Origin of the sequence: Streptomyces sp. NPDC058274 (genome assembly GCF_042881375.1) — a bacterium.
In the GTDB taxonomy this organism is placed as follows: Bacteria; Actinomycetota; Actinomycetes; order Streptomycetales; family Streptomycetaceae; genus Streptomyces.
Genome location: NZ_JBHVXW010000018.1, coordinates 54,605 through 77,136 on the forward strand (window position 1 = coordinate 54,605; position 22,532 = coordinate 77,136).

Annotated in this window: 19 protein-coding genes and 1 pseudogene; 13 read left to right on the forward strand and 7 right to left on the reverse strand. The window is 69.2% G+C overall.

What is annotated here, in order from left to right:
- Positions 1 to 1,040: 1,040 nt before the first annotated feature.
- Both ACFVYF_RS28815 and ACFVYF_RS28820 read right to left on the reverse strand, forming a co-directional pair.
- Positions 1,041 to 2,339, reverse strand: a complete 1,299-nt coding sequence (locus ACFVYF_RS28815) for an ABC transporter substrate-binding protein (protein ID WP_389459981.1) — start codon at positions 2,337 to 2,339, stop codon at positions 1,041 to 1,043.
- Between the two features lie 276 nt (positions 2,340 to 2,615).
- Positions 2,616 to 3,215, reverse strand: a complete 600-nt coding sequence (locus tag ACFVYF_RS28820) for a TetR/AcrR family transcriptional regulator (protein ID WP_389459983.1) — start codon at positions 3,213 to 3,215, stop codon at positions 2,616 to 2,618.
- 165 nt (positions 3,216 to 3,380) lie between these two features.
- On the opposite strand from ACFVYF_RS28820, the gene ACFVYF_RS28825 reads away from it, so the two are divergent.
- Entirely contained in the window at positions 3,381 to 4,340 is a 960-nt protein-coding gene (locus ACFVYF_RS28825; RefSeq protein WP_389459985.1) for an alpha/beta hydrolase family protein, read from the forward strand.
- A 230-nt stretch (positions 4,341 to 4,570) separates the two neighbouring features.
- Here ACFVYF_RS28825 and ACFVYF_RS28830 read toward each other — a convergent pair whose 3' ends face one another.
- Together ACFVYF_RS28830 and ACFVYF_RS28835 are read right to left on the reverse strand one after the other, a co-directional pair.
- The gene (locus ACFVYF_RS28830) at positions 4,571 to 5,224 is read right to left on the reverse strand and encodes a TetR/AcrR family transcriptional regulator (RefSeq protein ID WP_389459987.1); all 654 of its coding nucleotides are present in this window, start codon (positions 5,222 to 5,224) and stop codon (positions 4,571 to 4,573) included.
- Positions 5,221 to 5,892, reverse strand: a complete 672-nt coding sequence (locus ACFVYF_RS28835) for a DUF998 domain-containing protein (protein ID WP_389459989.1) — start codon at positions 5,890 to 5,892, stop codon at positions 5,221 to 5,223. Before ACFVYF_RS28835 ends, ACFVYF_RS28830 begins: the two co-directional genes overlap by 4 nt.
- A 724-nt stretch (positions 5,893 to 6,616) precedes the next feature.
- On the opposite strand from ACFVYF_RS28835, the gene ACFVYF_RS28840 reads away from it, so the two are divergent.
- The 10 genes and pseudogenes from ACFVYF_RS28840 (at position 6,617) to ACFVYF_RS28885 (ending at position 17,246) form a co-directional block, all read left to right on the forward strand.
- The gene (locus tag ACFVYF_RS28840) at positions 6,617 to 7,318 is read left to right on the forward strand and encodes an alpha/beta fold hydrolase (RefSeq protein WP_389459991.1); all 702 of its coding nucleotides are present in this window, start codon (positions 6,617 to 6,619) and stop codon (positions 7,316 to 7,318) included.
- A gap of 235 nt (positions 7,319 to 7,553) precedes the next feature.
- Positions 7,554 to 7,982, forward strand: a pseudogene (eno, locus tag ACFVYF_RS28845) (phosphopyruvate hydratase); the annotation flags it as partial.
- Between the two features lie 206 nt (positions 7,983 to 8,188).
- On the forward strand, positions 8,189 to 8,608 hold the full coding sequence (locus ACFVYF_RS28850) for a molybdopterin-binding protein (RefSeq protein ID WP_389459993.1): 420 nt from the start codon (positions 8,189 to 8,191) through the stop codon (positions 8,606 to 8,608).
- Positions 8,609 to 9,088: 480 nt separating this feature from the next.
- The gene (locus ACFVYF_RS28855; protein WP_389459995.1) at positions 9,089 to 9,667 is read left to right on the forward strand and encodes a hypothetical protein; all 579 of its coding nucleotides are present in this window, start codon (positions 9,089 to 9,091) and stop codon (positions 9,665 to 9,667) included.
- Positions 9,668 to 9,672: 5 nt separating this feature from the next.
- Positions 9,673 to 10,494, forward strand: a complete 822-nt coding sequence (locus ACFVYF_RS28860) for an SgcJ/EcaC family oxidoreductase (RefSeq protein WP_389459997.1) — start codon at positions 9,673 to 9,675, stop codon at positions 10,492 to 10,494.
- A 305-nt stretch (positions 10,495 to 10,799) separates the two neighbouring features.
- A complete protein-coding gene (locus ACFVYF_RS28865) occupies positions 10,800 to 11,486 on the forward strand; it encodes a TetR/AcrR family transcriptional regulator (protein WP_389459999.1) in 687 nt (228 codons plus the stop codon).
- A 553-nt stretch (positions 11,487 to 12,039) separates the two neighbouring features.
- Positions 12,040 to 13,386: a phenylacetate--CoA ligase PaaK gene (gene paaK / locus ACFVYF_RS28870; RefSeq protein WP_389460001.1), complete on the forward strand. Its 1,347-nt coding sequence runs from the start codon at positions 12,040 to 12,042 to the stop codon at positions 13,384 to 13,386.
- Positions 13,387 to 13,411: 25 nt separating this feature from the next.
- Positions 13,412 to 14,035, forward strand: coding sequence for a TetR/AcrR family transcriptional regulator (locus ACFVYF_RS28875; RefSeq protein ID WP_389460003.1), 624 nt, complete (start codon positions 13,412 to 13,414; stop codon positions 14,033 to 14,035).
- A 656-nt stretch (positions 14,036 to 14,691) separates the two neighbouring features.
- Positions 14,692 to 15,420, forward strand: coding sequence for an acetate uptake transporter (locus ACFVYF_RS28880; RefSeq protein ID WP_389460005.1), 729 nt, complete (start codon positions 14,692 to 14,694; stop codon positions 15,418 to 15,420).
- 32 nt (positions 15,421 to 15,452) lie between these two features.
- Positions 15,453 to 17,246, forward strand: coding sequence for a CocE/NonD family hydrolase (locus ACFVYF_RS28885; protein WP_389460006.1), 1,794 nt, complete (start codon positions 15,453 to 15,455; stop codon positions 17,244 to 17,246).
- A gap of 44 nt (positions 17,247 to 17,290) precedes the next feature.
- Here the strand turns inward: ACFVYF_RS28885 and ACFVYF_RS28890 are convergent, their stop codons facing one another.
- Positions 17,291 to 18,592 (reverse strand): hypothetical protein, encoded by a 1,302-nt coding sequence (locus ACFVYF_RS28890; protein ID WP_389460008.1) that lies wholly within the window; start codon positions 18,590 to 18,592, stop codon positions 17,291 to 17,293.
- A gap of 344 nt (positions 18,593 to 18,936) precedes the next feature.
- Entirely contained in the window at positions 18,937 to 19,413 is a 477-nt protein-coding gene (locus ACFVYF_RS28895; RefSeq protein WP_389460191.1) for an RrF2 family transcriptional regulator, read from the reverse strand.
- 158 nt (positions 19,414 to 19,571) lie between these two features.
- Here ACFVYF_RS28895 and ACFVYF_RS28900 point away from each other — a divergent pair, with 158 nt between their 5' ends.
- Positions 19,572 to 20,303 carry an SDR family oxidoreductase gene (locus tag ACFVYF_RS28900; protein ID WP_389460009.1) on the forward strand — a complete coding sequence of 244 codons (732 nt, stop codon included), beginning with the start codon at positions 19,572 to 19,574 and terminating at the stop codon, positions 20,301 to 20,303.
- Between the two features lie 433 nt (positions 20,304 to 20,736).
- Here the strand turns inward: ACFVYF_RS28900 and ACFVYF_RS28905 are convergent, their stop codons facing one another.
- Entirely contained in the window at positions 20,737 to 21,303 is a 567-nt protein-coding gene (locus ACFVYF_RS28905; RefSeq protein WP_389460011.1) for a TetR family transcriptional regulator, read from the reverse strand.
- A 136-nt stretch (positions 21,304 to 21,439) separates the two neighbouring features.
- Here ACFVYF_RS28905 and ACFVYF_RS28910 point away from each other — a divergent pair, with 136 nt between their 5' ends.
- The gene (locus ACFVYF_RS28910) at positions 21,440 to 22,378 is read left to right on the forward strand and encodes an SDR family oxidoreductase (RefSeq protein ID WP_389460012.1); all 939 of its coding nucleotides are present in this window, start codon (positions 21,440 to 21,442) and stop codon (positions 22,376 to 22,378) included.
- Positions 22,379 to 22,532 lie beyond the last annotated feature (154 nt).

Genomic DNA, 22,532 nt, shown 5'->3' on the forward strand with positions numbered 1-22,532 from the left:
TCAGGCGATGTCCCTGATGGACTGGTCCGGACACGGTCCGCTCATCGCCGTCCGGACCATCACCGAGTGGACCCTTCCGCTCTTGTGGACCGTCGGCTACTTCGCCCTCGTCGGCGGCCACCGTCGTCTGGCCCGTATGTCCGTGGTCCTGGCCGCGCTGCCGACCGTGAGCACGCTCCTCATTCAACTCTCCGAGGGGAGGGTCCCGGCCGAACCGGCCTACACCATCACGACCATGCTCTTCGCCTGGCTGACGGTCGTCGCGGTCTACGCGGCCTTCCACCGCGATGCCCCGCCGGCCCGCTTCCCCGTGGGCTCCCCCGGCCTCGTCCACATGGCCTGCTGCACTCTCATCGGTGCCTCCATCACGCTGGCGCCTGCCGCGGCCGATGCCGCCTGGGGACCCGCGACGGGCTTCCTCGTCCTGGGTGTCGGATGGCTCGTCATGCGCAACCGCGACGCCGAGAAGAGCGAGGCCAGGGGCAGGGCGATCGGCCTCGCCGCGCTCGGTCTGGTCATCCTGGCCAACCGCCTGAGCGGCTTGCTGTTCTGGCAGGGCCTCAGCATCTCAACGCCCGTACTGGGCGGCACTCTCGCGCAGGCAACCGCGGTCACCCTGACGGTCCTCGCGCTGACCGCCATGGGCGTCCGAGGGCTGAAACAGACCACGCCACTCCAACGCCCCGTGGGGATCCGGCCATCGAACCCGTCAAGTCAGCGGTCGTCGCCCTGCGTCGGCCCTGGGCGGCTCCCGGAGTGGCCGGATCTGATCGTGGATCCGCGCCGTCGACGGGGTGTGGGGCCGGTGTTGCCCGGCCCCACACCGCTGCGACGCGGGACCAGGGAGACGAACCCCCAGGTCTCCCGGTACACCCGCAGCCACTCGGAGCGTCGGATGGCGGCTGTCTCGAGTACGCATGGGCGATCCTGGAGAACTGTTCGCGGTTCACCTGCGCACCTTGTCAGCGCCGGTGAACCGCGTGCACCTCGTCTTTGTGGTCGGCGCCAAGCGAACCCGGGGTGGCCTCCGGGCCGGAGGCCTACGCCGTCCAGGCCGCCTGCGCGTTCCGCAGTGCCGTGGCGGCGCTCTGCTTGCCCTCGATGGCCAGGGCGAGTTGGTCGACGAGTCGCTGCAGGTTGCCGGGACCGGCAGGGCCGTTGGGCCAGACCATCGGCGTACCGTCGAGGCCGGCCCGGATCAGGTCGACCGCGGACGGCGTGTTCGCGGCGTACGCGGTGGAGTGCAGGACGCTCGTGCGGTTGGGGTCGATGGCGCTGTTCTTCTGGGTGGTCTCCCGCAGCATCTCGTCGGCACTGGTCAGCCACTTGAGGAACTCCAGCGCCGCGTCCCGGTTCTTGGAGGCGGCGGAGACGCCGACGCCGTAGCCCCCGTTGAGCGGGGTGCGGCGGCGCGTGTTGCCCCCGCCGAGCGGCAGCGCCGTCACACCCCACTTGCCGACGACCTTCGACAGCGCGGGGTCGGCGGCCCGCTGCGCCACACCCGTCCAGGTCTCCACCAGCGCTGCCCGACCCGCCATGAAGGCGTCGGTGGCGGCGCCCAGCCCGGTCTCGGTGGGTGTGGGCAGCGCGTACGGCGCGATGTCGATCAAGTGCTGGGCGGCGGCGAGTGCGGCGTGCGTGGTGAGGGTCGGCCGGCCGCTGCGGTCGACGAGATCGCCGCCGTAACCGACGAGCCGGTTGATGAACGCGGGGCCCAGCACCATGGGGTCCGGCTGGCCCGTCACAGCGGCTCCGTAGTACGCGCCACCACCGCCCTCGGTGATCTTTTTGGCGGCCGCGTCGTAGGCGTCCCAGGTCCTCGGCGGCTTCAGCCCGTACCTGACGAGAAGTTCCTGGTTGTAGAAGATCAGGTGCTGGTCGCCGTCGTACGGCAGTCCGTAACGTCGGTTCCGGTGGACGGTGTACGGGTCGTAGACGCTCGGCAGGAAGTCACCGGTGTTCAGGTCCGGCTGTCCGGCGATCCAACTGGTCAGGTCGACCAGCGCTCCGGCATCCGCGATCGTCCCCAACAGGTAGTAGTAATAGTCGAAACAGTCGAACTCGCCCGTGCCGCTCCGCACGTCCTGGATGATCGTGTCCGCCAGCCGGGTGTAGTCGACGGCCGTCGCGCGCAGCGTGCCACCGGTCGACTGCTGCCAGGCCGGGGCCAGGAAGTTGTTGTACATGGATACGTGCGGGCTGTTGCAGAGAACCTTGAGCGTGACTCCTTCGAAGTCCAGCGATGGACCGGCCTTCGTGGTGGCGGCGGCCGCAGTCGTGCTCCCGACGGCGGTCAGCGCGGAGCCGAGGAGAGCCAGCGAGGCCGCTTGCCGCAGCACGCTGCGGCGCGAAACCGCCGGGCTCCCGACCGAGAAAGACCCGCTCCCGCGCACATCCAGCAGCCGAATCATGACCACCCTCTCCGTCGCGTCATCGCCAGTGAGCGGGGGACCGTAACGCCCACAACTGACCACTGGTCTACGCGGGTACCGCGAAGGAGATCAAGCCTGATGACGGAGTTCTGGGCGAACACAAAGGAACCCCAGCCGTTGAAGTGCGTACGCACAGGAATTCCCCAGGACAGCCCCTCCCCGCATATGGGCGCAGCGTCGGCTTCAGAGTGGCTGCGGTTGCTGTAGCCCCTTGAGGAGCAGTTCGACCAGTCGGCGGGGGTCATAGCGGGAGTCGCTGTCACGTCCGATGCAGAGGTTGCCGATTCCTCGCATCAGTTCGTAGGCGTGCGTACCGGGCCTGATTTCACCGGTGTCGACCGCGGCGTCGAGCAAGTGCGCGCAGACGGGCACCAAGCGGTCGAGGAAGTAGGTGTGCAGCGCGTCGAATCCGCTGCTGTCCGACTGCATCGCGTTGGCGAGTCCGTGCTTCGTGACCAGGAAATCGACGAAGAGGTCGACCCACTGACGGAGTGCCGCGAGCGGCGAGTCGGCGCTTGCCAGCAGGGTCGGGCCGGCCTCGGCGCAGGCGTCGACCTGGTGGCGGTAGACGGCGACGACGAGATCGGCACGGTTCGGGAAGTGGCGGTAGATCGTCCCCATCCCGACGCCGGCTCTGGCCGCGATCTCACGGATCGGCGCGTCGACGCCGGAGGAGACGAACACCGCGGCGGCAGCGTCGAGCAGCGTCTGCTGGTTGCGCAGCGCGTCGGCCCGCTTGCTGCGGGCCGGCACCTCCCCGCCGGACCGGCCTGTACTGGGCAACGTGCCCTCCCTCCGATGATCGTTGACAAAGCGGAACAGTGCTCCGTATATTAAACGGAACGACGCTCCGCTTTGAGTCTAGCCGAAGCGGGACGCCCCTGAGCGCCTGACCCGCCGCCGGCCGATCGAGGCCGGCGGCCGAGGCCATGGAAGGGAATACACCTCATGAGTGAACCCACTTGCACAGCCGACGCCGTCAGCCCGCCCACCGCTGTCCTTTCGGTCAGTCCGGTGGTGCTGCCGGCTCCCGGCCGAGCCGTGGACCTGGAGGTGCGGGTCTCCGCGCCCGTGACCGGAAGCGACCTGCCGGTCATCCTCCTCTCGCACGGCCAGGGCCTCTCGAACCACCCCTCCTCACTGAACGGTTACGCCCCACTCGTCAACTTCTGGGCGGCGCACGGCTTTGTCGTGATCCAGCCCACCCATCTGAGCTCGAGGACGCTGAGCCTGGATCCCGGCGATCCCGAGGCGCCTCTGTACTGGCGATCGCGGGCCGAGGACATGACGCGCATCCTCGACCAGTTCGACGTGATCGAGGCCGCCGTCCCGCAGCTCGCCGGGCGCCTGGACCGGAGCAAGGTCGCCGTTGCCGGGCACTCGATGGGCGGGCACACCGCGAGCCTGCTGCTGGGCGCCCGGCTCACCGATCCGCTCGACGGCACGGAAGTGGACCTGGCCGAGCACCGGATCAAGGCAGGTGTGCTGCTTGCCGCGCCTGGCAGAGGGGGCGACGCCCTCAGCGAGTTCACAGCCGAGAACTACTCCTTCTTCTCGACCACGGACTTCTCCGGGATGACGACACCCACGCTCGTGGTCGCCGGCGAAAAGGACGCCTCCACCCACCTGACGGTCCAGGGACCGGAGTGGCACACCGATCCCTATCTCCTCTCCCCCGGCCCCAAGTCCCTGCTCACCCTGTTCGACGCAGAACACGGACTGGGCGGGATCTCCGGATACGACGTCGCCGAGACCACGGACGAGAACCCCGAGCGGGTGGCCGCCGTCCAGCGGCTCACCTGGGCCTATCTCCGCAGCGCGCTCCATCCCGGCGATTCCGCTTGGCAGACGGCGCTCGACGCGCTGTCGGCGAGTCCCGGCCCACTCGGGCGGGTCGAGTCCAAGTAGGCCCGACGAGGCAGCAGTTCACACGCTAGCTGACCCAAGGCGGCCCGACGAGGCAGCAGTTCACACGCGAACTGACCCAAGCAGGCCCGACGAGGCAGCAGTTCACACGCTAGCTGACCCAAGCAGGCCCGAAAAGGCGCCAGTTCCCCAGCGGACCTGACCTTGTTCTCCGTGCAGGCAGTCAGCGCCGACGCCACCTCGCGCGGGGCCTCCCCGTAATCGTCCCGCTGCTATCGAAAGGCCTCGGGCCTGGGCCATGTCCGGCGGACCTGGCCGTCGGACATGGCGGAGGTGTGTGCCGGCGGGGACTGCTCCAGGCCGAAGCCCATCAGCAGGACTTCGGCGTAGCGGCGCCAGGCGTCGGGCGCGATGTCGTGGGTCCGGTCGGCGATGGCGCCGACCATGTGCAGGAAGGCGTACACGTCGGCGCTGGCGAAGTCCTCGCGGGCGGCGCCTGCTGCCACCGCTCGTTCCACCAGGCCGTCCACGAGGCCGCCCAGGTCGTCCCGCATCTGGGCGATCGGCCGCGTGTCCATGCTCGCGTTGGCGAGGATGACGTCCAGTGCCCGGTCCCGGGCTCTCCATTGCGCCGCCTCGAGCAGGTACTGGCGAAGCGCCTGACCAGGGTCCGAGTGCTGCTCGGCCGCTGCCGCCGCCAGCTGCAGGAACACGGTGAACCGCTCGGTGAACAGGGCGTCGATCAGCGACTGGAGGTCCGGGAAGCGCCGGTACACCGTGCCGACTCCGACGCCTGCCTCGCGCGCGATCTCGTTGAGGGTGACGGAGACACCCCCCTGCGCGAACATGCGGTCAGCCGTCCGCATGATCAGCCGGCGGTTTCGTGCCGCGTCCGCTCGCAGTGGGCGTTCGATGTCCCGGGTCACACCGACACACTCTCCACCATCGCGGCGCGGCGCCGGTTCCGCACCAGGAGAACGGTGCCCGTCACGACGCTCCACAGCAGCCAGGAGTACACACCGCCGCGCTCGAACACCCCTGCCGTGCTCGCCGACACACTCACGAAGCCCTCGCTCAACAGGCCCAGGGCGCCGACCGTGATGCTGAAGACGCGGTACGCCGGCGGCTGCCCGAGGCTCCGCAGGGACCCCGCGATGATCGCGATGGTGTTCGCGCACAGGATGCCGACTCCCGCCCCCGCGACGTGGATGACCAGACCGGCGCTCGGGCCGTCCGGGGAGCCGTGGAACAGCCCGACCAGCACCATCCCCACGCCATGCGCGATGGCGAGGGCGATGATGACGCGCCGCGCGCGGCCCTCGACCAGGCGCGCCAGCAGCACGACCGCGGTCGCGAACAAGATCCCTTCGACCATGAACGACGCGTTCATCAGCGAATGTGCCGGCGAGCAGATGTCGCGGCCCTGGAACTGCGTACCGCAGTCGGGTACGCCGAGGTCGCTGATGTAGTTCGCGGCGTAGCTGTAGGGCGGATCGGTCCAGGCCGCCGCGGTGACGGCTTCGGCGACCACCCACTGCACCGCGTTCACCACCAGGACCACCGCGCCCAGCGGGAGCCAAACCCTGCGCGACATTCGAACTCCTCCCGTGGCGTGATGGGCAACGCCGACGGGAACCACCCTAACAGCAAGTGGATGCATCTATCCGCTTAGCTGTCCTGGTCACCTACGTCGCATCGTCCAGCGACCGTCGGCTGTCGGCTGTCGGCTGTCGGCAGTCGGCTGTCGGCGGGAGAAACCCTTCGTCCTGTCGCCGCCGCGTCGGGGCGGCCCGGGTCCAGCCGGAGGTCCTGCCCCCTCCGCGGTCGCCGCCGGCCGGTGCCGTGGCCGTGGCCAGGCCGGACCTTGCCCTGGCGGACCACACCGATGTCGTCTCCTTCGGCTGGCTGGCCGCCACCGCCTGGGGGACACTGGCAATGCGTCGCCCCCTTCACCCTGGGCACAACCAAGCGCCAGACGCCCGCGAGTACTGGGGGCATGCCGAATTTCCTCCGGGTTCCTCCGGGTTCCTCCGGGTCAATAACCACATCACCTCGGCGTGGGGCGCGGGCTTCACCTTCATCGGCGTCAGTCTGGCCATCTGCGGCGCGGGGGACGCCCCGGCCTGCACGGGCATGGCCGGCCTCGTGGGTCCCGCCATTTTCACCAAGGTGCGTCTCGCACGTGCCCAGGCGCGGCTCCTTGCCCAGGCCCAGGCCCAGGCCCCGGCGACGGCCTCGCCTCAACAGGCCGTGCCTTCCACACCACTTCCGCGACCTCGGACGAGCGACAGCCCGTCCCATGAAGGAGTTGGTCCCTCGTGAGCGCGACCCCGGAAGCAAGGAATGTCGTTCTCGTCCACGGCGGATTCGTCGACGGATCGGGCTGGAGGGGGGTGTACGAACTGCTGCGCGCGGACGGCTACGCCGTGAGCGTGGTCCAGAACCCGACGCTCTCCCTCGCCGGCGATGTCGCCGCGACCAAGCTGGTACTCGACGCTCAGGACGGCCCGACCGTCCTGGTCGGGCACTCCTACGGCGGCGCGGTGATCTCCGAAGCGGGCAATCACGAGAACGTGACGGCCCTTGTGTACGTCGCGGCGTTCGCGCCCGACAAGGGCGAGTCCGTCAACACCCTGATCGCCGACCCGCCGCCCGGAGCTGCCGTTCCGCCGATCCTGCCGCCCAACGAAGGTTTCCTCTTCCTCGACCGGGAGAAGTTCGCCGCGGCGTTCGCCGGGGATCTGCCCGCCGACGAGGCCCAGTTCCTGGCCGACTCCCAAGTGCCCTGGGGCCTGGACGCCGTGGGCGAGGCGATCGTCAATCCGGCCTGGCGTACCAAGCCGAGCTTCTACCTGGTGACCACCGACGACCGCATGATCCCGCCCCCGGCCCAGCGCGCCATGGCTGAGCGGGCCGGCGCGACGGTGACCGAGACCGGCGGCAGTCACGCGGTCTACGCCTCCAAGCCCGGTGAGGTCGCGGCACTCGTCAAGAAGGCCGCCTCGGGAGCGACTGCGTGAGGAATCTCCGCAAGCCGGCGTGAGCCCTGCCCACCGCGGCCGCGCCCTCCTTCCCGGTCGGCGCCGGCACGCGCGGCGACTCGGCGAAGTAGCCATCCGTGGCCCGTCCATGACTGTGCCGGCGATATCCGGATCATCGCCGTCCCCCTGTGGATCCCGTGCCTCGCGCGGGGCCACAGGGGCTCGACAAGGAAAGCGGAATGATCCACGAGACAGCTCTTCAAGGCGTTCGTTGGACCCCATGGCCGAGGACGACCTCGACGGCTGGCGGCTGCTCATGGCCCGGCTCGGGGACCGCTGCCAGCTCACCGGCGACGACGTGTTCTGCACCAACGAGACGCTGCTGCGCGAGGGCATCAGCAACGGCGTGGCCAACTCCGTCCTGGTGAAGGTCAACCAGATCGGCACCCTCACCGAGACCCTGGCCACCGTCGGCACCGCCCACCGGGCGGGCTACACGGTGGTGATGTCGCACCGCTCCGGCGAGACCGAGGACACCACGATCGCCGACCTCGCCGTGGCCACCGGCTGCGGTCAGATCAAGACCGGGTCGATGTCCCGCTCCGACCGGACCGCCAAGTACAACCAGCTCATCCGCATCGAGCAGGAACTGGGCGCCCAGGCCCGATACGCGGGCCGGGACGCCCTCGGTCTGCGCCGGTAGGCCGACGGGCGTCGGGCAGACCGAGGCCGAGCACACCGGTCCCGAACGTCTCGTGACCTTCGGGTGGCCCGCATCTGCGGGCCTTCCGCCCTTCGGCTCGCGGATGCGGCAGGTCTCGGAAAGGCCGCGGCCTGTCGGACTACGGTGGGGTTCACAGCAGGCCCAAAGCCTGACAATCCGCAACTTTCTCTGTGAGGCCGTACGTCATGAGCTTGAGCATCCGCAATCAGATCCCCGGCACCGTCACCTCCGTCACGCCGGGCGAGGTCATGGCGACCGTCAAGGTCCGGCTCGACGGCGGTCAGGACATCACCGCGGCCATCACGCTGGACGCCGTCAAGGAACTCGGCCTCGCCGACCGTTCGGCCGTGCGCGCCCTGGTCAAGTCCACCGAGGTCTCCCTCGCCACCGCAGCGGTCAAGGGCCTGTCGATCCGCAACCAGCTCCCCGGCACCGTCAGCGACATCGCCACCGGCGGCGCCATGGCCTCCGTCAAGGTCACCGTCCCGGGCGGCGAACTGACCTCCGTGATCACGAAGGACGCCGTCACCGACCTCGGCCTGACCACCGGTTCCTCCGTCGTCGCCCTGATCAAGTCGACCGAGGTCTCCCTCGCGGCCGTCTGACCCGACGATGCGGACTTGATCCGCACGGTACGAGTGCAGTCCCACGCCACGGGGCTGCACTTCTCACTTCTCCCTGTCACGGCGTCCGTCACGAGTTGATCGGCCCGGCGCCTTCGCGGAGCGTCACGGCCGGGCGTCGGTCGAGCGCGGCGAGGATCTCGGCGCAGATGGCCAGAGCCGTTTCCGCTTCGCCGCGCGCAAGAGCCGGCTCAACAGCACGTGCGCGCCCGGAACAGCAGAGCGTACGGATCCGGCCAATCCGTTCAAGAAGGCAGCCTCCCGGGCGAAATCGCCAGGCCAGAGGCGCTTCACGGATAGGGATATCCCCACGTTCCGAACAAGGTACTGAAGACTTCAAGTATTTGCCCTACGCTCCCCTCTCGTACCCCCCACGAGCATTGGAGCCAGGTCAACATGTCGACCTCAGCCGACTTTCCGAACTTATCGGACGAGCACTGTTGCACTCCCCCAACGGTTCTGATGGACCATCAGGCACTCGACGCGTTCCTCACCGCGGCGGTCGGTGAGTATCAGCTCATCACCCCTGAGGCCCCCCTCCCCTGCTTCGCGCTCCTCATGGGCAGCGCCGACCGCGGCACGCTGCACGTCGAGCGCGTTGCCTTCGGCCGTAACGCCCGCACCACGGATCCGGCGGCCCGCCTCGAGTTCAGCGAGACGATCGTGCCCCGTTTCGGACCGGCCTACGAGAACGAGCACCGGGCCTGGTGGATCGACTCGCGCGACCTCCTCAAGGCCTCGAGGGAGGCCGACGCCCTGGGCCTGGACCTGCTGGGTTCCATCCATATGCACCCCGACTGGCACCGCATAGGCCCGCCACAAGAACGCGACTTCGTGCTCAGTGAGCGCCCGACCCCCATGGACCACCACATGTTCGGCAACACGACCTGGCCGATCAACATCATCTGCTACCTGGAGCGCAGGGCCGACGCCTTCTACCACTCACTGGCGGCATGGGCCCCGCCCCGGGCGGCGTCCCCCGGAAGTCCCTGCACCGAACTCCCCCTGCGCGTCCGCACCAGAACGACGGCGGGGGTGTGACCGGCATGACGACGACCGATGACGCTCCCTTCCGCGCCCTGTGGGCGACGATGTCCCGCGCCTGGGCGGCGGGGGACGCCGCGCTCTTCGCCTCGAACTTCTCTCCCGACTGCGACTTCACGACCGTACGAGGGGACAAACCGCCGGGCCGCGCGGGCATCGAGGCGGGCCACGACCGCTTGTTCCGCACCCTGTATGCGTCAACTCGCCTGGATGCCGAGGTCGTTGCCGTACGTCAGCTGCGTCCTGACCTCGCGACGGTCGAGGCTACGTCGACGATCCGGACCCCCGACGGCACGGCGCTGGCGACGACGCATGCTCTGGCCGTGGTGGAACGGACCGGCAGCAGGGACTGGCAGATCACCGCGTTCCACAACATGATCCCGTCCATCCCGAAGGAGACCGCAGAAGTGCCGGAGCCCACTACGCCCGAACCGGCCCGCCCCGCCCTGCGCCACCTGGCGATAGTCGCCCGGGACCCCGAGAAACTGGCCGCCTTCTACACCTCGGTCTTCTCGATGGAACTCTTCCACCGTGACCCGGACGGCAGTTGCTTCCTCTCCGACGGCTACCTCTCCCTCGCCCTGATCAAGCATCAGCTCGACGGCGACACCCCGGTGGGCATGAATCACTTCGGCTTCCACATCGCCGATACGGCGGCCACAGCGGAGTCGCTGGTCGCGGCGGGCACTCCGAAGCCGGCCGAGCGCTTCACCAACCGCCCCTTCGCGGAGTACCGGGCCATGGACCCCGAGGGCAACTGGTTCGACCTCTCGGAACACGGTTTCGGCGGCCCCAAACCCCCGCCTGCCTCGGCCAGTAGCTGACCCCGCCCGCGCCCGTGCCCAGTTCACCGTCCGGGCACGGGCGCGGGACACCCCGGGCCTCTGACATTTTCTGGCGAGCACGTCGAGCACGTCGAGCACGTAACGCACAGCTCTCGCGACAGGCCGGCCTGCGCACTCCGGGACCAGGACCGCCAGGACGAGGCCGACCCGGTCGGCCCACCCGCCGAACCGCCGCCCGTGTGCACACCGAGCAGGACCGGTCTCGCGGCGCAGCCGCCAGGGAGGCCACGAGGCGTGGTGGCTCAGCAGCTACCGGGCATGATCAACAGGGTTACCATACGGTCATGACTGAGAGTTCCCGGGCGGAGAGCGCGGCGGAGGGTGGACGCCCGTTGAGGCGCGATGCCGCTCTCAACCGGGAGCGTGTACTGCGTGCGGCACGTGAGGTCTTCGGCGAGCGAGGGCTGAACGTCACTCTTGATGATGTGGCCCGGCACGCCGGGGTCGGCGTCGGCACCCTCTATCGCCGCTTCCCCACCAAGGAAGCCCTGATCCGCGCCGTCTTCGAGCAGGACGCGGAGGGGCGCATGGAATCCGCGGAACGAGCTCTCACCCACCCCGATCCGTGGCAGGGGCTCGTCGACTTCCTCATGGAGATGTCCGCCGACCTGGCCGAGAACCGGGGACTGCACGAGGCGGTCATGCTCGGCAGTCACAGCTCGGGTCCCATCGAGACGACACGCGCCGGAATGCTCCCCTTCCTCGAGGCGCTGGTCCGGCGAGCGCAGGAAAGCGGCCAGCTGCGGCCGGAGGTCACCGCTTCCGACATCCCGGTGATCCAGCACATGCTCAGCAGCGCGGCGCAGTTCACCCGGGGGACGCGCCCGGAGATCTGGCGGCGCTACATCGAGGTCCTTCTCAACGGCCTGCGCGAACGCCCCGACAATCCCCCGCTGACGACACCGAGCCTGAGCAACGAGAGCGTCGAGCAGCTGATGGGACTCGTCAGGCCCGAGCCCGGGACGGACTAGCCAGGCCACCGGCGCTCCCCAACTACCTCTCACGCGCGGGCACGCAGATGGTGAGCAGTTGTCATGCCATCCGGTTCGTCGGCTTCAGCGCGGTCACTCGTGGGCGCCACGGAAGGACGTCGGGCTGCCTGACACTGATGGGGCGCGTTGGGCCGCAGAACCGGCAGGCGGAAGGCTTCGCAGCTATCCCTCTTGACAGGCAGTAGTGATGCTGGGTTACTTGGCCGCACGCTAACCGAATGTTCGGTCAGTTCACGGGCGGTGACGGCTGACGCGGGACTTCGGCGTGACGGTGGAGTTGATGGTCACCGCCGTCCAGGCGCCTCAGGGGCTCGGGTCCAGCTGCGCGAAACGACGTTGCAGCGCCGACGCGCTCCAGATGACTGTGCCCCACAAAGGTCAACGGACATCGGACATCGGACAGCCCCACGGATAGATCACGCGCGCCGACCGCTCCTTGGTCCGCGCGTTCAACAGCCATGAGCCCGGAAGAGTCACCAAGGGTGCCGCATCGCGGGCTCAGCCGCAGCAGCCCAACGACGAAGGAGTCGCCATGAGCAGCGAGCCGACGGCCGGGGCGGCCATGGGTTCCCGCAGGGGGCAGCCGCTCCCGCAGGATTTGCTGGACGACGGTGAGCGCCTCGACTCCGAGCGGCTCAAGGAACTCCAGCTGGACCGCCTGCGGACCACGCTCCAGCGTGCGTATGCCCAAGTGGGGCTCTACCGGCGGAAGTTCGACGAGGCCGGTGTACGGCCCGACGACTGCCGTTCGCTCGAGGACCTGGCCCGGTTCCCGTTCACCACCAAGGCGGATCTGCGCGAGACATATCCGTTCGGGATGTTCGCGGTCCCGATGGCGGACGTGCGGCGCATCCATGCCTCGAGCGGCACCACCGGCCGGCCCACCGTGGTGGGGTACACCGAGAACGACCTGTCGATGTGGGCCGACGTGGTTGCCCGGTCGATACGGGCCGCCGGCGGCCGGCCCGGGCACAAGGTGCACATCTCCTACGGCTACGGCCTGTTCACCGGCGGACTCGGTGCGCACTACGGTGCCGAGCGGGCGGGTTGCACGGTCATTCCGGCGTCGGGCGGCATGACGGCACGGCAGGTCCAGATCATCCAGGACTTCAGGCCCGAGATCATCATGGTCACTCCGTCGTACATGCTCACCCTCCTCGACGAGTTCGAGAAGCAGGGCATCGATCCGCGCTCCACGTCCCTGAAAGTGGGGATCTTCGGAGCGGAGCCGTGGACGGAGGCGATGCGCCGGGAGCTCGAGGAGCGCATGGACCTGCACGCGGTCGACATCTATGGCCTGTCCGAAGTGATCGGCCCGGGCGTGGCGCAGGAATGTGTCGAGACCAAGGACGGACTGCATGTGTGGGAGGACCACTTCTACCCCGAGGTGGTCGACCCGTTCACGGACACCGTGATGGCCCCGGGAGAGGACGGTGAGCTGGTCTTCACCTCCCTGACCAAGGAAGCCCTGCCGATCATCCGCTACCGCACCCGCGACCTCACACGGCTGCTGCCCGGTACCGCACGGCCCGCCTTCCGCCGCATCCAGAAAATCACCGGCCGCTGCGACGACATGATCATTCTGCGTGGGGTGAACATCTTCCCCAGCCAGATCGAGGAGATCGTGCTGCGGACCCCGGACGTCGCTCCGCACTTCCAGATCGAGCTGGCCAGGCGTGGCCGGATGGACCACATGACCGTCCGCGTCGAGGCACGTCCTGGCACGGGCGGGGTGCGGCGGGAGAGCGCCGCCCGGTCCATCGCGCAAGGGGTCAAGGACGGCGTGGGTGTGACCGTCGACGTGATGATCGTCGACCCGGAAACCCTGGAGCGCTCCGTGGGCAAGATTCAGCGGGTAAGGGATCTTCGCTGCCTGTGAATGCAGACCTTGTCAGAATGGAGGCATGAGTAGAACATCCGTGCAGCGCTCCACTGGGCCTCGCAGCCGCCCTGCCTATGACCGTGACTCCGTACTACAGGTCGCTGTCACCGTTTTCAATGAGCGCGGTTACGACGGCACCAGCATGGAAGAGCTGGCCAAGCGCCTGGGGCTGAGCAAGTCCAGCATCTATCACCATGTCTCGGGCAAGGACGAGCTGCTCGATCTCGCGGTGGGCCGTGCGCTGGACGCCCTGTTCGCCGCCCTCGACGACGAGGACCGCTCTCCCGCGCTCACCGCCACCGCCCGCCTCGAGCACATCGTGCACCGGAGCGTGGAGGTCCTGGTGGCCGAGCTGCCGTTTGTCACCCTTCTCCTGCGCGTGCGCGGCAACAGCGCAGTCGAACAGCGGGCGTTGGAGCGCCGCCGCGAGCTGGACCACCGGGTGGCCGAACTCGTGGCCCGGGCCGCAGCCGAGGGAGGCGTGCGCAGCGACATCGATCCCCACCTGGCCAGTCGCCTGCTGTTCGGCACGGTCAACTCGCTCATCGAGTGGTACCGCCCCGAGGGAGGGCTCCCGGCTGCCGCGCTGGCGGACGCGTTGACGGCGGTGGTGTTCGACGGGTTGCGTGACCGCTCGCCGCGCTGACCGGACCACCACCCCCAGCGTGGGTGCGCCCCGAGACGTGCTGCCTCGATGTGGCCGGGACACAAGCGCCGGATGCACGGTGACGCGCCCTCGCGCGCACCGTCGGTTGGGGCTGCCCAGTAGCCGGCCGGCAAGCAGGGCAGCCGTCCGACGGGACCGAGTGAAGAATCCAGGCCCGACCGAGCGCACGAACGGCAGACACCGAAGTCATCACCGGATCCCGGCGCGGAGACTTCCCGGACGGTGAGTGGTGTCCGCGGTGGGTGACTGTCGGCGGCGGCTCCCGAGGACACCACCGTCTGCTCGTTATGGAGAATATATCTCCAGTTTCTGTCGCCTGTGAAGCCCTTCGACACCGGTCTCCCGGGCTGCCGGCCATCGCCCGCTGCGCCACTCGGACAAGGGGCGACGGGACCCTCCCCCACCAGGGGCGATGCCCTTGGATCCCCATCAAGGGGGCCGCCGCAGAGGCCGCTCCCCGCTCCGTCACTCGGCTGGCGACGGCCCGAGTCGAGGCGGTATCAACCCGTTTTCCACTTCGGTTCGATCCCTTGACAGCCCCAACCGCCCTCCACAAACTACCGACCATTCGGTTGACTACAGAGGCCGGATGCACCCGCTGTCGACCTTTCTGAAGGGTGATCACTGTGACTGAAGTGACGCTTTCCCACGCCCAAAAACTGCCGGCCGCGACTGGCACCACGTCCCCTATCGGTCACGCAACAGCGGTAGGAGCAGCTGGGTTCGCCTGGTGCTCGCTCATCCTGGGCCTGCACACCGCCGGCATCATCGACGCGGCCGACGGCACGATCGTGCTGGCCGGCACCTTCTTCTACGGCGGCATCGTCCAACTCGTCGCGGGATTCTTCGCCCTGGCCGCCGGCGCGACGTTCGCGGCCGCCTTCCTGACGGCCTACGGGGCGTTCTGGCTCGGCTACACCGTCATCGAGTTCTGGGCAGCACCTCACATCGCAGGAGCTGCGGCCGCCGCGGCAAAGGCCAACGGAGCGTCAGCGGAGGCCGCGGCGGCTGCGGGTGGACATGCGGTGATGCAGTCACTGGGGCTGTTCCTCGTCGCCTGGCTCATCGTCACGGTGGTCTTCGCCGTCGCCAGTCTGGGCACGAACGCGGTGACCGTGACGGCGTTCGCCTTGCTGACACTGACGATCGTGCTGCTGGTGATCGCCTACCTGGGCGCCACGAGCGCGGGTGTTCCGAGCGAGCCGGTGCTGCACACCGCGGGCTACGTCGAGATCGTGCTGGCCGCCGTCGCCTTCTATCTGGTCATGGCGGAGCTGACCAACGAGGTACGCGGGCGCACGGTGTTCCCGCTCTTCGCTCTGAACCGCGCCCAGCAGACCGGTCCTGTTCCTCACGCCGCGTGACGGGAAACCGTCACCAACCTCAAGGAACCCGCATGAAGAAGCCCAAGGCCCGAGCCCGGGTCGGACGGCCCCACCGGGCCTCCGTACTGAGCAGTGCTTCCGCCGTGCTCCTGCTCGTGGCGGCAGGACAGACCACCAGCACGGCCCTCCCCGCAGGAGCCACCACCTGGCAGCCGCCCGCAGCCTCCTACGCACCGAGCGAGCCGGTCCACACCACCGTCGTCATGGATGACGGCGTGAAGATCGCCGTCGAAGTCGTCTATCCGACCGACCCGACCACCGGCGAGCGCGCTTCAGGCACGTTCCCGGTGCTCGTGACCCAGAGTCCCTACGGCACAGCCCGTTCCGACCCAGCCGACAACGGCACGTACTTCGTGCAGCGCGGCTACATCTACGTGGCCTCCGCGGTCCGCGGCACCGGTGAATCCGGTGGCCAGGTCGACTGGTTCGGCGACCGGCAGGGCAAGGACGGAGCCAACCTCGTCGACTGGGCAGCACGCACCCTCTCCGGGTCCAACGGCAAGGTGGGACTTGAGGGTTGTTCCTATCTCGGGGTGAACCAGTGGTTCACCGCGGCGGCCGTGGGCAAGAACTCCGCGCTCAAAGCGATCGCGCCCTTCTGCACCGACTCGGACTTCTACAACGACCTCACCGCCAATGGCGGAATTCCCACCAACTTCGTGGCGGGCATCGCCCAGGCGGAGCCGCGTGGCCCCGAGGACGACCCTGCCACCGACCCGCAGTCCGTGACCATCGCCCAGCAGGCTACGGGTGGTTCACGCTCGTACAACGACGCGTACTGGCAGTCCCTGAACGTCCAGAAGCTCATGCCGGGGATCGTGAACAACGGCATTCCCGCGCTGACCGAGGCCGGTTGGAAGGATCTCTATCCCGGCGGGAACCTCGGCGCCTACCTGGCTGCGCAGAACGCCTACTTCCACCGGCCGTTGACCGCTCCGATCGCTGCCGGTGAACCCGTCACCGGCCGTTACCAGGCGATCGTCGGGCCCTGGACGCACGGAGAACATGTCGACGAAGCAGTGCTGCAGGCCATCCGCCTGGAGTGGTTCGACACCTGGCTCAAGAACGCGCCCACTGGCATGGCCGCTACGAAGGCGCCCCTGCACCTGTTCGAGAACGGCGCGAACACCTGGGTCGACAGCGCCGCGTGGCCGCTGTCCTCGGACGCCCGGACCTACTACCTCGGCAGTGGCTCCCTCACCTCCGCCAAACCGGCGGGCCAGGGAGGTGACCCTCTCTCCTGGAGTGCGGCGACCGCAGCCAACACCCTGACCTACACCACCGCCCCGCTCGCCGACGCGGCCCTGCTCGACGGGCCGGCCGACGTCACCCTCTACGCCAAGTCGACGACCACGGAGGCCGAGCTGACGGCCACGCTGAACATCGTTGCCCCGGACGGGACGGTGACCAAGCAAGCCGACGGAATCCTCCTGGGCAGTCAACGCGCCGTGGACACCCAGGAGAGCTGGTACGGCGCGAACAATGCCTTGCTCAAACCCAGTCACCCCTACACCCAGGCGTCACAGCACCCCGTGACACCCGGCCAGACCACCCGGTACGACATCTCTCTCCTGTCGAACCTCACCAGGATTCCAGCCGGGTACCGGATCCAGCTCACCGTCAACAGCCAGCCGCCGGCCGACTTCCACTTCCCCGTCGCCCCCACCCCGCAGCAACGGTCGAACCTGGCCGGCGGCATCTACACCATCGAACGCTCCCCGCAGGCAGCGTCGTTCGTCAATCTGCCACTGACGGCGCCCAGTTCCGCCATGCCCAGCCGCGACGACTGGGGCCCGTCCTCCTGAACACCCGGCGGGGCGGCACGCGCAGGCAGTGGGGACCTCGACCTCTACGGATGCCCCTCGCACACGGACCAGACCTCCCGCAGAAGCGCCCGGTAGTCCTCGCCATAGGTGACCACGGCCGCGTATACGGCGTCGAGGGCCGCCCGGAGCGGGTCGGCCTGGGCGGCGCCGAGCAGTGCGGGAAGGGCCATGTGCGGCTGGGACATCCGTAGAGGTCGATCCGGTGCGCCGACGGTGATCGCCAAGGTGTGGGGCGTCGCTCCGTCGGGCTGTGGTGCCGGCACGCTCGGCGACTGCGTCGCAGTGGCCACGAGAGCCGCGGGACCCACGATCGGTGGCACCTGTGCGGGCATGGGCATCGACGTCTGCGCGCCGTCGCCGGTGGACGGCCGGGAGGGAGGCCGAGGGGGCGGGACAGCCTCCCCGACGGTCCTGTCGGGAACGCGCGGGTCGGATTGCAGTGTCTGCCACACGCGGTCCGGGTCGTCGAGGGGCGGTGGCAGGGGACGCCCCTCGGCCACAGCGGTGAGACCGGCGGCGACCCAGTCGAGCTCTGCCAGACCGGCCGCCCCGCATGCGTGGCGCGCCGCCAGCAGGGCTGCCGCACGCTGAGTGGCGGGCCCGGCGGCATCGAGGGCATGGACAAGGGCTGGGTCGAAGCGGAGCAGTCCGCGTACGTCGCCACCGACGTTGCGCAGGGATTCGCTGGGCAACTGCCCGCCCCAGTCCCATCGTTCATGGGCGAGCCGGCGCTCCCGTGCTGCCTTTTCCTCTACTTGGCGGGCGAGACGTTCTGATTCCGCGCGTTCGGCCGGTGTGGGGGGCGGTGGCTGCCGGCGGGCGTAGTCGTGCCGGTAGGCGGCGACGGCCGAGGTCTGCCTCAGGACGCGGTCCGGCGCCGGCGGTGCGGGCCAGAACTGCAGCAGGTAGCAGTCCAGTTGAGGCTCACCGCTCAGTCGGGTGTCTTCCGCGCGCGCCGCGTCCATGCCTCTGGCGCAGTAGCGCACCCGGTAGTCAGTCCTCTCCAGACCCAGCTCCCAGGAATCCTCTCCCGCCCATTCCACGAGCGAGCTGACGGCCGACACGGGACGGAAGGACACCTCCACGACGTCCTCCCACACGACGTCCAGCGAAGGGGCCCGATCGTGCACTTCGATGGTGAAGCCGACGTTGCCCGTGTGCAGCCCGGTGGTCAGCCACAGCGCGCCGGGTGTCGCCGCCCCGCACAGCCCGGCGCGCTGCCCGGCGAACGCCTCTGCGAGACCGGGGCCGAAGCTGTCCGGATCGCTCTCGACGTAGATCTGGCCGTAGTGAACATGAACCTCGCCCTCGACCGGCGTACGCACTCTTTCCCTACCCCCAACGCTGCCAGGAACAAGACATGCGAGCAGCCTAGAGAGCGGCACTGACAGTGCCCGCACTTCTTTGTCCTCCGCCGCCGGACGTGCGCCGGGCCAGGGCAAGTACGGGGTCCTGACGAACGGTCTTCTCCTGCTCGGCGTCGTCGACTTCCAACGCCGGATGAATCACCGGGATCGCCGCCGACGGCGACTCCTACCGCGGCCGCCTCGCCCACCGCCTGCCGTACGGGACCTGTCCCAGCCCCAGCGCCGCCGCCTCACAACGCTCCTTGAGGCTCACCGCTCGACCGCTCGGAGCAGAGGCCGCCGTCACATGCGATGAGGGGGCCCTATGCTTCGGTCGCGCTCAGCCATGTGCTGATGCCGGCCAGCGCGCCGGGGCCGTAGTCGGATTTGACGCCGCGGGCCAGGTCGGCCACTGATGTTGCTCGCAGGGCGTCGCGCCACGCCCTCTCGGCGCCGGCCATGGCGCGGGTGATGGCGCAGGGCGCGGTGCAGGACTCCGGCGGGGTGGCCATGGGCCCCCGCTGGCGGATCTCGGTGCAGACGAAGGCCGGGCCGGGCCCGTCGACGGCCTCTACGACGTCCAGCACCGTGATCAGATCGGCGGAGCGGGTGAGGACGTAGCCTCCCGCCTTGCCCTGGACCGACCGTACGAGTCCGCCGCGCGAGAGGGCCTGGAGCTGCTTGGCGAGATAGCTGGGCGAGACGTCGTGCAGCTCTGCCAGCCGCGCGGCCGGCACCGGCTCGTCCACCGCTGTCAGCACGACACAGCAGTGCAGCGCCCACTCGACCCCTCCTGACATCTTCACTTCTCCACTCTAATCCACTCCCCCCTTGACTCGGACATGCGATGTCCGAGTATTATCTCGGACAAGAAGTATCCGAGTTAGATCTGCGTGCATCCAAATCACGCAGGGCGCCTACAGCGGGCACAGATCATTCAAGAAGGGCAGGACATGCCATGAAGTTCGCAGTCATCGGCGGCACTGGACTCATCGGCTCAAAGGTCGTGGAGAACCTGAACGCGTCCGGGCACGACGCGACGCCGCACGCGCTGTCCACCGGGATCGACGTTCTCACCGGTCAGGGACTGGACACAGCTCTCGCCAACACCGATGTGGTCGTCAACCTGACCAACTCGCCGACTTTCGACGAGGCGTCCCCCGCGTTCTTCCAGACCTCGATGGACAACCTGCTGTCCGCCGCCCAGCGGGCGGGAGTCGGGCACTTCGTCATCCTGTCCATCGTCGGCGTGGACCAGGTACCGGAGCTCGACTACTACCGGGCCAAGACCCTCCAGGAAGACCTTCTCAAGGGCGGCCCCGTCCCCTATTCCATCGTCCGCGCCACGCAGTTCATGGAGTTCATCGAGGCCGTCCTCTCCTGGACCGCCGACGACAACACGGTCCGCCTGCCCCGTACTCGGCTCCAGCCGATCGCCGCGGCCGACGTGGCCGCGGCCGTCGCCGACGTCGCAGCCGGGGCTCCGCTCGACGGCACCCTCGACGTCGCGGGTCCCGACGCCTACCCGCTCGACGAACTGGGCCGAATCACCCTCTCCTTCAAGGGCGACACGCGGCCGGTGACCACCGATGACACCGCCGGTATGTTCGCCGCCGTCCACGGCGACGTCCTCACCCCCAAGAGCGACGCCCGCATCGCCCCCACCCACTACACCGACTGGCTGAAGTAGGCGCCCGAGTCGGGGCCTTGAGGGCGAGGTTGTCGCCTGGGCCTTGAGGACGACGCCATCGCCGGGGCCTTGAGGACGGTGTCGTTGCTGGGCCCTGAGGGCGATGTCGTCGCAGTATTCGCGCGGGCCGGGCAGATCGCCTCCCGCCGCTGGACGATCGAACGCGGCCACGCTCACCGCCGCCCCCGGCGGCAGTCGGCCCGCATCGCGCCGCCCGACCGCCTGAGCCACCCCTCGACGTGGAGCGGCCCCGCAACTCGGCCACGCTCACCGCCGCCCCGGCGGCAGTCGGCCCGCGTCGCGCCGCCCGACCGCCTGAGCCACCCCTCGACGTGGAGCGGCCCCGCCGGATGGCGGGGCGTGACAACCACCCCTGGGTGGAGGGTGGTTGATCAACCAGCCGCGAGGGGCGACCGCCCCCGCTCGCCCGCCCTCACTCGCCGGCAGCCACCGCCCTGAGCTCGTCGACGGACTCCCGCAGGAAGTCGGCGAGGGTGCGCTCCCCACTCTCGCTGACCCAGCGCTCGAACCCGACCTTGAATACGGCGATGGCCGCCTCCGCGGTGAGGCTCGCGGCCGGTTCCCTGACGCCGCGCAGGCGCAGCGTGGCAGCGAGGGCCGAGGACAGTGACGCCAGTTTGATCAGCTCGCGCTCGCGCAGCTCCGCGCTCGCCATGATGACGGCCTGGCGCTGCCGGGCGAACTCGTGGCGCTCCAGGAAGTAGGCGGCGATGGTCTCCAGGGTCGAGGCCATCGCGTCGAGCGGCGCGGCCGTGCCCGGGGTGCCGGAAAGGGTCTCCACGAAGGCCTCCTCCAGCGCGTGGGCGTTCCCGAACAGCACCTCGCGCTTGTCGGCGTAGTGACGGAAGAACGTGCGTTCCGTGAGCCCTGCGCGTTCGGCGATCTGTGCGGCGGTGGTCTGTTCGAACCCGCGCTCGCTGAAGAGGTCCAGCGCCGCCTGTTCGAGGCGCCCGCGCGCGTTCGGTTCCCATCGACCCATGGCCCCGATCCTACGCGATGACAGCGACTGACATCAGGTGCTACGGTTGATGACAGTTACTGACATCGGTTCGATCGTCATGTGTGCCGCCCACTGCGCGGGGCCAGGTCGATCGACGTACCCGGAGGTCCTCCTCATGCGTGTGTTCATCACCGGCGCTTCCGGCTGGATCGGTTCAGCCGTCGTTCCGGAGCTCATCGGCGCCGGCCACCAGGTCGTCGGGCTCGCCCGCTCGGACGCCGCGGCGGCCGCCCTCACCGAGGCGGGCGCCGAGGTCCGCCGCGGCACGCTCGACGACCTCGACACCCTGCGCACAGCGGCCGTCGAATCCGACGGCGTGATCCACCTCGCTTTCAAGCACGACATCGCGTTCAGCGGCGGCTTCGACGCCGCCGCCGCCGCGGACCGGCGTGCCATCGACACGTTCGGCGAGGCGCTCGCCGGCTCCGACCGTCCGTTCCTCATCGCCTCCGGGACCCTCGGGCTGGCACCGGGGCAGATCGCGACCGAGCAGGACGGACAGGCGTCCGCCTCCGTCGCCGCCTCACTCGCGTCGAGCGGCCCGGTCAAACGGCTGGCCAACGCGCACGCGACGGCCGCCCTCGCGGACCGCGGCGTGCGCTCGTCGGTGGTCCGGCTTCCGCCGACCGTGCACGGCGACGGAGACCACGGCTTCATGGCCACCCTGGTCGCCATCGCCCGCGAGAAGGGCGTCTCCGGCTACATCGGAGACGGCGCCAACCGCTGGCCCGCCGTGCACCGGTCCGATGCCGCGCATCTCTTCCGACTCGCGCTGGAGAGCGCTCCGGCAGGCTCCACGCTGCACGCGATCGCGGACGAGGGTGTGCCGATCCGGGCTGTCGCGGACGTGATCGGACGCCACCTCGGCCTCCCCGTGGCCTCGGTCCACCCCGACGACGCGGCCGCGCACTTCGCCTGGCTGGCCGGCTTCCTCGGCATCGACAGCGCCGCCTCCAGCGCGTACACCCGCGACCTGCTGGAGTGGCAGCCGACTCACCCCGGCCTCATCGACGACCTCGACAAGGGCCACTACTTCGCCACCTCGTCCGCCTGACCTGCCCGCCGGTCGGGCACTGGGCCGGGTCTCGCCGTCACGTCCGGCCTACTGTGCGCCCTGCACCGCCGGCATGCCGACTTGGTACACGAGTTCCGCCTTGACCAGCGGCGGTTGGCTCCACCACCGGCACCAGCTTCTCCGGCAATGACTT

Bases quoted from the DNA above. Each gene is read 5' to 3' on its own strand.
- ACFVYF_RS28825 (WP_389459985.1), top strand. From the start codon at position 3,381: ATGAGTGAACCCACTTGCACAGCCGACGCCGTCAGCCCGCCCACCGCT.
- ACFVYF_RS28835 (WP_389459989.1), bottom strand. From the start codon at position 5,892: ATGTCGCGCAGGGTTTGGCTCCCGCTGGGCGCGGTGGTCCTGGTGGTG.
- ACFVYF_RS28850 (WP_389459993.1), top strand. From the start codon at position 8,189: ATGAGCTTGAGCATCCGCAATCAGATCCCCGGCACCGTCACCTCCGTC.
- ACFVYF_RS28855 (WP_389459995.1), top strand. From the start codon at position 9,089: ATGGACCATCAGGCACTCGACGCGTTCCTCACCGCGGCGGTCGGTGAG.
- ACFVYF_RS28860 (WP_389459997.1), top strand. From the start codon at position 9,673: ATGACGACGACCGATGACGCTCCCTTCCGCGCCCTGTGGGCGACGATG.
- ACFVYF_RS28865 (WP_389459999.1), top strand. From the start codon at position 10,800: ATGACTGAGAGTTCCCGGGCGGAGAGCGCGGCGGAGGGTGGACGCCCG.
- paaK (WP_389460001.1), top strand. From the start codon at position 12,040: ATGAGCAGCGAGCCGACGGCCGGGGCGGCCATGGGTTCCCGCAGGGGG.
- ACFVYF_RS28875 (WP_389460003.1), top strand. From the start codon at position 13,412: ATGAGTAGAACATCCGTGCAGCGCTCCACTGGGCCTCGCAGCCGCCCT.
- ACFVYF_RS28885 (WP_389460006.1), top strand. From the start codon at position 15,453: ATGAAGAAGCCCAAGGCCCGAGCCCGGGTCGGACGGCCCCACCGGGCC.
- ACFVYF_RS28895 (WP_389460191.1), bottom strand. From the start codon at position 19,413: ATGTCAGGAGGGGTCGAGTGGGCGCTGCACTGCTGTGTCGTGCTGACA.
- ACFVYF_RS28900 (WP_389460009.1), top strand. From the start codon at position 19,572: ATGAAGTTCGCAGTCATCGGCGGCACTGGACTCATCGGCTCAAAGGTC.
- ACFVYF_RS28905 (WP_389460011.1), bottom strand. From the start codon at position 21,303: ATGGGTCGATGGGAACCGAACGCGCGCGGGCGCCTCGAACAGGCGGCG.
- ACFVYF_RS28910 (WP_389460012.1), top strand. From the start codon at position 21,440: ATGCGTGTGTTCATCACCGGCGCTTCCGGCTGGATCGGTTCAGCCGTC.